This is a genomic window from Streptomyces sp. NPDC057280, assembly GCF_042668605.1.
Lineage (GTDB): Bacteria > Actinomycetota > Actinomycetes > Streptomycetales > Streptomycetaceae > Streptomyces.
Genome location: NZ_JBHUYR010000022.1, coordinates 1 through 8817, shown reverse-complemented (window position 1 = coordinate 8817; position 8817 = coordinate 1). Strand labels below are relative to the sequence as shown.

Genomic DNA, 8817 nt, shown 5'->3' with positions numbered 1-8817 from the left:
CACCGCAAACCGCTCAACCTGCGCACCCGCCAAATTCACCAACCCCGCATGCGACACCACCACACCCTTCGGCCGCCCCGTCGAACCCGACGTGTAGATGATGTAGGCCAGCTGGTCAGGAGCGATGTCCGGCAGTTCGCGCACGGTCCGGTGGTGGTCGCCGTCTAGTTCGTCGAGCTCGTCGAGCTCGTCGAGCAGGACGGTCTCCACCTCACCCGACAGCCGGTCGGCGGTTTCGGGCGCGACCAGGACCAGTTCGGCTTCACTGTCGGCGACCATGTAGGCCAGCCGGTCGGAGGGATACGCGGGATCCAGCGGCACATACGCCCCGCCGGCCTTCCACACGGCCAGAATCGCGATGATCGCCTCGATCCCGCGCGGGAAGCAGAGGCCGATCCGGGACTCCCGCCCCACACCGCGCGCCACCAGCCCGCGCGCCAACGCGTCGGCCCGGGCGTCGAGTTCGGCGTAGGACAGGCTCTGGTCCTCGGAGCTCAGGGCGTCCGCCTCCGGTGTCCGCGCCACCCACCCCTGGAACAGCTCCAGCACGGTCGCGGCTTCGACTTCGCTCGCGGTGCCGTTCCACCGCTCGACGACCGTCGCCCATTCGTCCGCCTCCAGCACGTCCACGGCGCCCAGCCGCAGCTCCGGGTCGGCCGCGACCTGCTCCAGCACCCGCACCAGCCGCCCGGCCAAGGCACGCACCGTCACCTCGTCGAACAGGTCGGCCGCGTAGAGAATCCCGCCCCGCAGACCATCGACCGACCCGTCCTCCGACCGGCGCTCGCTCAGCGAGAGGGACAGATCGAAGCGGGCCGGCGGATCCGCCAGCGGCGGGATCTGCTCGACGACCAGCCCTTCGAGGTCCCAGAGGGCCTCGGGCACGTTCTGAAGCGCGAGCAGCACCTGGAACAGCGGATTGCGGGCCGCCGACCGCTCCGGATTCACCTCGTCGACCAGCCGCTCGAAGGGCACATCCTGATGCGCGAACGCCGACAGATCGGCCTCCCGCACCCGCGCCAACAACTCACCGAACGTGGGGTTACCGGAGGCGTCGGACCGCAGAACGAGCGTGTTGACGAAGAACCCGGCCAGATCCTCCAGCTGTGAGTCCGAGCGCCCGGCGACGGGAGTCCCGACGCAGACGTCCTCCCCGGCCCCCATCCTCGCCAGCAGCATCACCAGTGCGGCGTGTACGACCATGAACATCGTCGCCCCGCTCCGCGCGGCCAGCTCCGCCAACCGGGCATGCGTCGCCGCATCGACGTCCACCGGCACCGACCCACTACGGAACGACGGCACCGCCGGACGCGGCCGGTCGAAGGGCAGCACGGTCTCCTGCGGCGCCCCCGCCAACTCCCGCTTCCAGTAGGCGACCTGGGCGGACACCTGACTGTCGGGGTCGTCCAGCTCGCCGAGCACCTCGCGCTGCCACAGTGCGTAATCCGCGTACTGGACGGGGAGCAGGTCCAGCAGCTCCCGCTCCTCCGTCCCGCCGCTCAACCGCGCCTGGTAGGCCGTCTGCAGATCACGGGCCAGCACGCCCATCGACCAGGCGTCGGTCGCGATGTGATGGGCCACCAGCAGCAGCACCCACTCCGCCTCCGAAACCTTCAACAGCGTGGTCCGCCACGGCAGTTCCACCGCCAGATCGAAGCCGCGCCCGGCCTCGTCCTCCACCAGCTCACGCCACCGCTCACCGGCGTCGACGATCTGGAGCCGCGGACGCCCCCCGGCGCCCTCGCGGATCTCCTGATACGGCACACCCTCCACGTCCGGGAAGACCGTGCGCAGGCTCTCGTGCCGGTCGGCAACGTCCCACAGCGCCGACTCCAGCACCTCGACATCGAGGCTGCCGGTCAGCCGCAGAGCGAAGGGGAGGTTGTAGGCGGCGGCGCCCTCAGCTCCCTCCCCGTCCATCCGGTTGAGGAACCACATCCGCTGCTGCGCGAAGGACAGCGGCACCCGCTCCGGCCGCTCACGCCGCCCCAGCACCACACCCGCCGACACGCCGGCGCTCTCGACGAGCCGCGCAACGGCGGCCACCGTCGGCTCCGCGAACACCTCACGGACCCCGACCGACACCTCCAGCACCGAACGGACACGGGCGATCAGCCGCATCACCTTCAGCGAATCACCGCCCAGCTCGAAGAAACTCTCCTCCACGCCGACCCGCTCCAGCCCCAGCACCTCGGCGAACAGAGCGGCCAACGCCTCCTCAGTCGCAGTCGCAGGTTCACGAGACGCACCGGCCCCCAGGTCCGGCAGCGGCAGGAGAGCGCGGTCGATCTTGCCGTTGACGGTCAGCGGGAAGGCGTCCAGGACGACGACCGCCGACGGGACCATGTACTCCGGCAGCCGGATGGCCGCACCGGCCCGGACGTCCTCGGCGTCCACGTCCCCGACGACGTAACCGACCAGACGGCCATCCCGTACGACAGCCAGGGCCCGCTCTACCTGTGGCTGGGCGGCGAGGACGGCTTCGACCTCGCCGAGCTCGACCCGGAAGCCACGGATCTTGACCTGCTCGTCGGCACGGCCCACGAAGGCCAGCTGACCGTCTGGCGTCCAGCGCGCCAGGTCACCGGTGCGGTACATCCGGCCACCGTCCGCGTCGAACGGGCAGGCGATGAAGCGTTCCGCCGTCAGGTCCGGGCGGTTGACGTAACCCCTGGCCAGACCGTCCCCGGCGATGTACAGCTCACCCGTCACCCCCACCGGGACAGGGCGCAGGAAGGCGTCCAGGACGTAGGTGCGGACATTGCCCAGGGGCCGTCCGATGGCGGGCGGGGCGTCCTCACCCGTAATGCCCTCATCCAGCAGTACGGCGGTGGTGATGACGGTCGCCTCGGTGGGCCCGTAGGTGTTCCACACCCGGGCCGCTTCACGCCACTTGGCGGCCAGACCGGCCTCCAGACGCTCGGCGCCCAGCACCCAGTTGCCGATCCCCGGCACCGCGTCCGGCTCCAGCACACCCAGCAGCGAGGGCACCACACTCGCCACGTCGACGCCGGCCGCATCGATCATGCGCGCCAGGGCCGCCGCATCCAGCCGCTCTTCGGATGAGGCGATCGCCAACGTGCCGCCCGCGGCGAGCGTGACCGCCACATCCAGCACCGCCGCATCGAAGCTGAACGACGCGAACTGCAACGCCGTGACACCAGGTTCAACGCCGAGCACCGGACGCATCACGGACGCCAGGTTGGCCACGGAGGCGTGCGCCACGGCCACGCCCTTCGGACGCCCCGTCGAACCCGACGTATAGATCACATAGGCCAGCTGGTCGGAGCCGACCTCGGGCAGCACACCGGAATCACTCGCCAAGTCATCCAGCAGAGCCCCTGCGGCCACTCGCCCGGCCGTCTCCTCCGCGACAACCACCAGCTCGGCGCCGCTGTCGGCGACCATGAACTCAAGTCGCTCAGAGGGGTATTCGGGGTCCAGCGGCACGTACGCCCCGCCGGCCTTCCACACCGCCAGCATGGCGATGACCGCTTCCGCCCCACGTGGCAGGCACAGTCCTACCCGGGACTCGCGGCCCACACCCCGCGCCACCAGCCCACGCGCCACCGCATCCGACCGCGCATCCACCTCGGCATACGACAGGCCCCGCCCCTCGGACCACACCGCGACCGTCTCCGGCGCCACGGTCACACGGGCGCGGAACCGCGCCAGCACGGTCGACGTGTCCACCTGCTGGTCGGAGGCGTTCCACTCCTCGACAACCGCCGCCCGCTCCGAGGCGGCCAGCAGATCAAGGTCGCTCAGCCGCAGCTCCGGATCGGCCGCGACCTGCTCCAGCACCCTCACCAGCCGCCCGGCCAGCCCCCGCACCGTCGCCTCATCAAACAAGTCGGCGGCATACAACAGCCCACCCTCCAACCCAGCAGGGGCCCCACCATCGGTCCACCGCTCACCGAGGCCCACCGACAGATCGAACCGGGCGGGAGCCATCTCCGGCGGGATCTGCTCTACCGCCAGCCCTTCGAGGTCCCACTGCGCCTCGGGCACGTTCTGGAGCGCGAGCATCACCTGGAACAGCGGATTGCGGGCCGCCGAGCGCTCCGGGTTCAGCTCGTCGACGAGCCGCTCGAACGGCACGTCCTGATGCGCGTACGCCGACAGGTCGGCCTCCCGCACCCGCGCCAACAACTCAGCGAACGTGGGGTTACCGGAGGCGTCGGACCGCAGAACGAGCGTGTTGACGAAGAACCCGGCCAGATCCTCCAGCTGTGAGTCCGAGCGCCCAGCGACGGGAGTCCCGACGCAGACGTCCTCCCCGGCCCCCATCCTCGCCAGCAGCACCGCCAACGCCGCGTGTACGACCATGAACATGGTCGCCCCGCTCCGCGCGGCCAGATCAGCCAACCGGGCATGCGTCGCCGCATCGACGTCCACCGGCACCGACCCACTACGGAACGTCGGCACCGCCGGACGCGAACGGTCGAACGGCAGCAGCGTCTCCTGCGGCGCACCTTCCAACGCCTCCCGCCAGAAGGCGATCTGCGCCGCCCCCGCACTCGACGGGTCCTCCAGCTCGCCGAGCACCTCGCGCTGCCACAGCGCGTAATCCGCGTACTGGACAGGGAGAGGCGCCCAGTTCGGGACGTCCTCGCCGGCGAGACGGGCACGATAGGCGTCCCGTAGATCGCTCGCTATCACGCCCATCGACCAGGCGTCGGTCGCGATGTGATGGGCCACCAGGAGCAGCACCCACTCCGCCTCTGAGACCCTCAACAGGGTGGTGCGCCACGGCAGGTCGACCCCGACATCGAAGCCACGGCCGATCTCGTCCCACATGAGCTCACGCCACCGCTCGCCGGCCTCGACCACCACCAGCTCCGGACGCCCCTCGACGCCCTGGCGGATCTCCTGATACGGCACGCCGTCCACGTCGGGAAAGACCGTGCGCAGGCTCTCGTGCCGATCGGCGATGTCACCCAGCGCCGCAGCCAGCGCCTCCGCGTCCAGCCGCCCGCTCAGCCGCAGCACCAGCGGCAGGTTGTAGACGGACGCCCCCGTCTCGTCCATCCGGTTGAGGAACCACATCCGCTGCTGCGCGAAGGACAACGGCACCCGCAGCGGCCGCTCGCGCCGCCCCAGCACCACACCGGTCGACCCGGCAGCGGTGTCGACCAGCCGCGCGATACCCGCGACCGTCGGCTCCGCGAAGACCTCACGGACCCCGACCGACACCTCCAGCACCGAGCGCACACGGGCGATGAGCCGCATCACCAGCAGCGAATCACCGCCCAGCGCGAAGAAACTCTCCTCCGCCCCGACGCTCTCCAGCCCGAGCAGATCGGCGAACAGCCCGCAGAGCGCCTCCTCGACCTCCGTCTCGGGCCCACGGGAAGCGCCCGCACCCAGATCGGGCACCGGCAGAGCAGCACGGTCCACCTTCCCGTTCACCGTCAACGGCAGTGCGTCCAGCACCACCACAGCCGACGGCACCATGTAGTCCGGCAGCCGCGTCGCCGCATGTGCCCGCACCGCGTCTTCGTCCGTATCGCCGACGACGTACCCGATCAGCCGCGCATCCCGTACGACGGCCACGGCCTGCTCGACCTGCGGGTGGGCGGCGAGGACGGCCTCGACCTCGCCGAGCTCGACCCGGAAGCCACGGATCTTGACCTGCTCGTCGGCACGGCCGACGAACTCCAACTGACCATCCGCCGTCCAGCGGACCAGGTCCCCGGTGCGGTACATCCGGCCACCGTCAGCGTCGAACGGACAGGCCACGAACCGCTCCGCGGTGAGATCGGGCCGGTTGACATACCCCCGGGCCAGACCGTCGCCGGCGATATACAGCTCACCGGGTGCCCCCGCCGGCACGGGACGGAGGAAGGCGTCGAGGACGTAGGTGCGGACGTTCCCGAGGGGGCGGCCGATGGCGGGCGGGGCGTCCTCACCCGTGATGCCGTCTTCCAGCAATACGGCGGTGGTGATGACGGTCGCCTCGGTGGGCCCGTAGGTGTTCCACACCCGGGCGCTTTCCCGCCACTTGGCGGCCAGACCGGCCTCCAGACGCTCGGCGCCCAGCACCCAGTTGCCGATCCCCGGCACCGCGTCCGGCTCCAGCACACCCAGCAGCGAGGGCACCACACTCGCCACGTCCACACCGGCCGCCTCCACCATCCCGGCCAGGGCAACAGCGTCGAGCCGCTCTTCGGACGAAGCGATCGCCAACGTGCCGCCCGCGGTGAGCGTGACCGCCACGTCCAGCACCGCCGCGTCGAAGCTGAACGACGCGAACTGCAACGCCACCACCCCAGGCTCAACCCCGAGCACCGGACGCATCACGGACGCCAGATTCGCCACCGAGGCATGCGCGACGGCCACACCCTTCGGACGCCCCGTCGACCCCGACGTATAGATCACATAGGCCAGTTGATCGCCACCCACCTCCGGCAGCACACCGGCCTCACTCACCACCTCATCCAGCAGCACACCCGAGGCCACCCGCCCGGCCGTCTCCTCCGTGACCAGCACCACCCCGGCACCGCTGTCCGCGACCATGAACTCAAGCCGCTCAGACGGATATTCGGGATCCAGCGGCACGTACGCCCCACCGGCCTTCCACACCCCCAGCACCGCCACGACCATCTCGGCCCCACGCGGCAGGCACAGCCCCACCCGGGACTCCGCCCCCACACCCCGCGCCACCAACCCACGCGCCACCGCATCCGACCACGCATCCACCTCGGCATACGACAACGCACGCCCACCCGACCACAGCGCAACCGCCCCCGGAGCCTCAGCCACACGGGCGCGGAACCGCTCCACCACCAAACCGGCCTCAGTCACCTCAGCCGTCGCGTTCCACTCCTCGACGACCGCCACCCGCTCCGAGGCGTCCAGCAGATCAAGGTCGCTCAACCGCAGCTCCGGATCAGCCGCGACCTGCTCCAGCACCCGCACCAGCCGCCCGGCCAGCCCACGCACCGTCGCCTCATCAAACAAGTCGGCGGCATACAACAGCCCACCCCCCAGCCCAGCAGGGGCGCCACCATCGGTCCACCGCTCGCTGAGGTCCACCGACAGGTCGAACCGGGCCGCGGGGTCCTCCACCGGCGGAACCTGCTCCACCCACAGCCCTTCCAGCTCCCACCGCGCCTCGGGCACGTTCTGGAGGGCCAGCATCACCTGGAACAAGGGGTTGCGGGCGGCAGAGCGCTCCGGGTTCAGCTCGTCCACGAGCCGCTCGAATGGCACGTCCTGATGCGCGTACGCCGACAGGTCGGCCTCCCGCACCCGCGCCAGCAGATCCCGGAAGGACGGATTCCCCGCCAAGTCGGAGCGCAGGACAAGCGTGTTCACGAAGAAGCCGGCCAGATCCTCCAGCTGCGAGTCGGAACGGCCCGCGACCGGCGTACCGACGCAGACGTCCTCCCCTGCCCCCATCCTCGCCAGCAGCACCGCCAACGCGGCATGCACGACCATGAACATCGTCGCGCCGCCCTGCGCGGCCAGCTCCACCAACCGGGCATGCGTCGCCGCATCCACCCCGACCGGCACCGACCCACTACGGAACGTCGGCACGGCAGGACGCGAACGGTCGAACGGCAGCACCGTCTCCTGCGGCGCACCCTCCAACGCCCGCCGCCAGTAGGCGATCTGACCGGCCGCCGCACTCGACGGGTCCTCCAACTCCCCCAGCACCTCACGCTGCCACAGCGCGTAGTCCGCGTACTGCACCGGCAACGGCGTCCACCCCGGAGCCTCCCCGGCAAGCCGTGCGCGATAGGCGTTCTGGAGGTCGTTCGCGAGGACGCCCATCGACCAGGCGTCGGTCGCGATGTGATGGGCGACCAGCAGCAGCACCCACTCAGCGTCCGAAACCCTCAACAGGGTGGTCCGCCATGGCAGTTCGACCGCCAGATCGAAGCCACGCCCGGACTCGTCCTGCATGACGTCCCGCCACCGCTCGCCGGCCTCGACGACGACCAGCTCCGGACGCCCCTCGGCGCCTTCACGGATCTCCTGATACGGCACTCCCTCCACGTCCGGGAAGACCGTGCGCAGGCTCTCGTGCCGATCGGCGATGTCACCCAGCGCCGCAGCCAGTGCCACCGCGTCCAGGCGCCCCGACAGCCGTAGGGCGAAGGGCATGTTGTAGGCGGACGCTCCCGCCTCGTCCATCCGGTTGAGGAACCACATCCGCTGCTGCGCGAAGGACAACGGCACCCGCTCCGGCCGCTCGCGCCGCCCCAGCACCACATCCACCGACGCCCCGGCGCCCTCTACCAGCCGTGCGATACCCGCCACCGTCGGGTCCGCGAAGACCTCCCGGACTCCGACCGACACCTCCAGCACCGAACGGACACGGGCGATCAGCCGCATCACCAGCAGCGAATCACCACCCAGCTCAATGAAGCTCTCCTCGGCGCCGACCCGCTCCAGGCCCAGCACCTCGGCGAACAGCCCGCACAGCGTCTCCTCCGTCGGAGTCGCGGGCCCACGAGACGCACCGGCACCCAGGTCCGGCACCGGCAGAGCAGCACGGTCGACCTTGCCGTTCACCGTCAGCGGGAACGCGTCCAGCACCACCACAGCCGACGGCACCATGTACTCGGGCAGCCGAGAGGCGGCGTGCGCCCGCAGCTCGCCACTGTCCACATCGCCTACGACGTACGCGATCAGCCGTCCGTCGCGGACCAGCGCGACCGCCTGCTCAACCCCCGCGTGAGCCGACAGAACCGCCTCGACCTCGCCCAGTTCGACCCGGAACCCACGGATCTTGACCTGCTCATCCGCACGCCCCAAGAACTCCAACTGCCCATCCGCCAACCACCGCACCACATCACCCGTGCGATA

Annotated in this window: 1 protein-coding gene; it reads right to left on the bottom strand. The window is 70.5% G+C overall.

The window, feature by feature from the left end:
* On the bottom strand, window positions 1-8799 hold an 8799-nt coding region (locus tag ACFUO4_RS45615), incomplete at its 3' end, for an amino acid adenylation domain-containing protein (protein ID WP_383497231.1).
* Window positions 8800-8817: the final 18 nt, after the last annotated feature.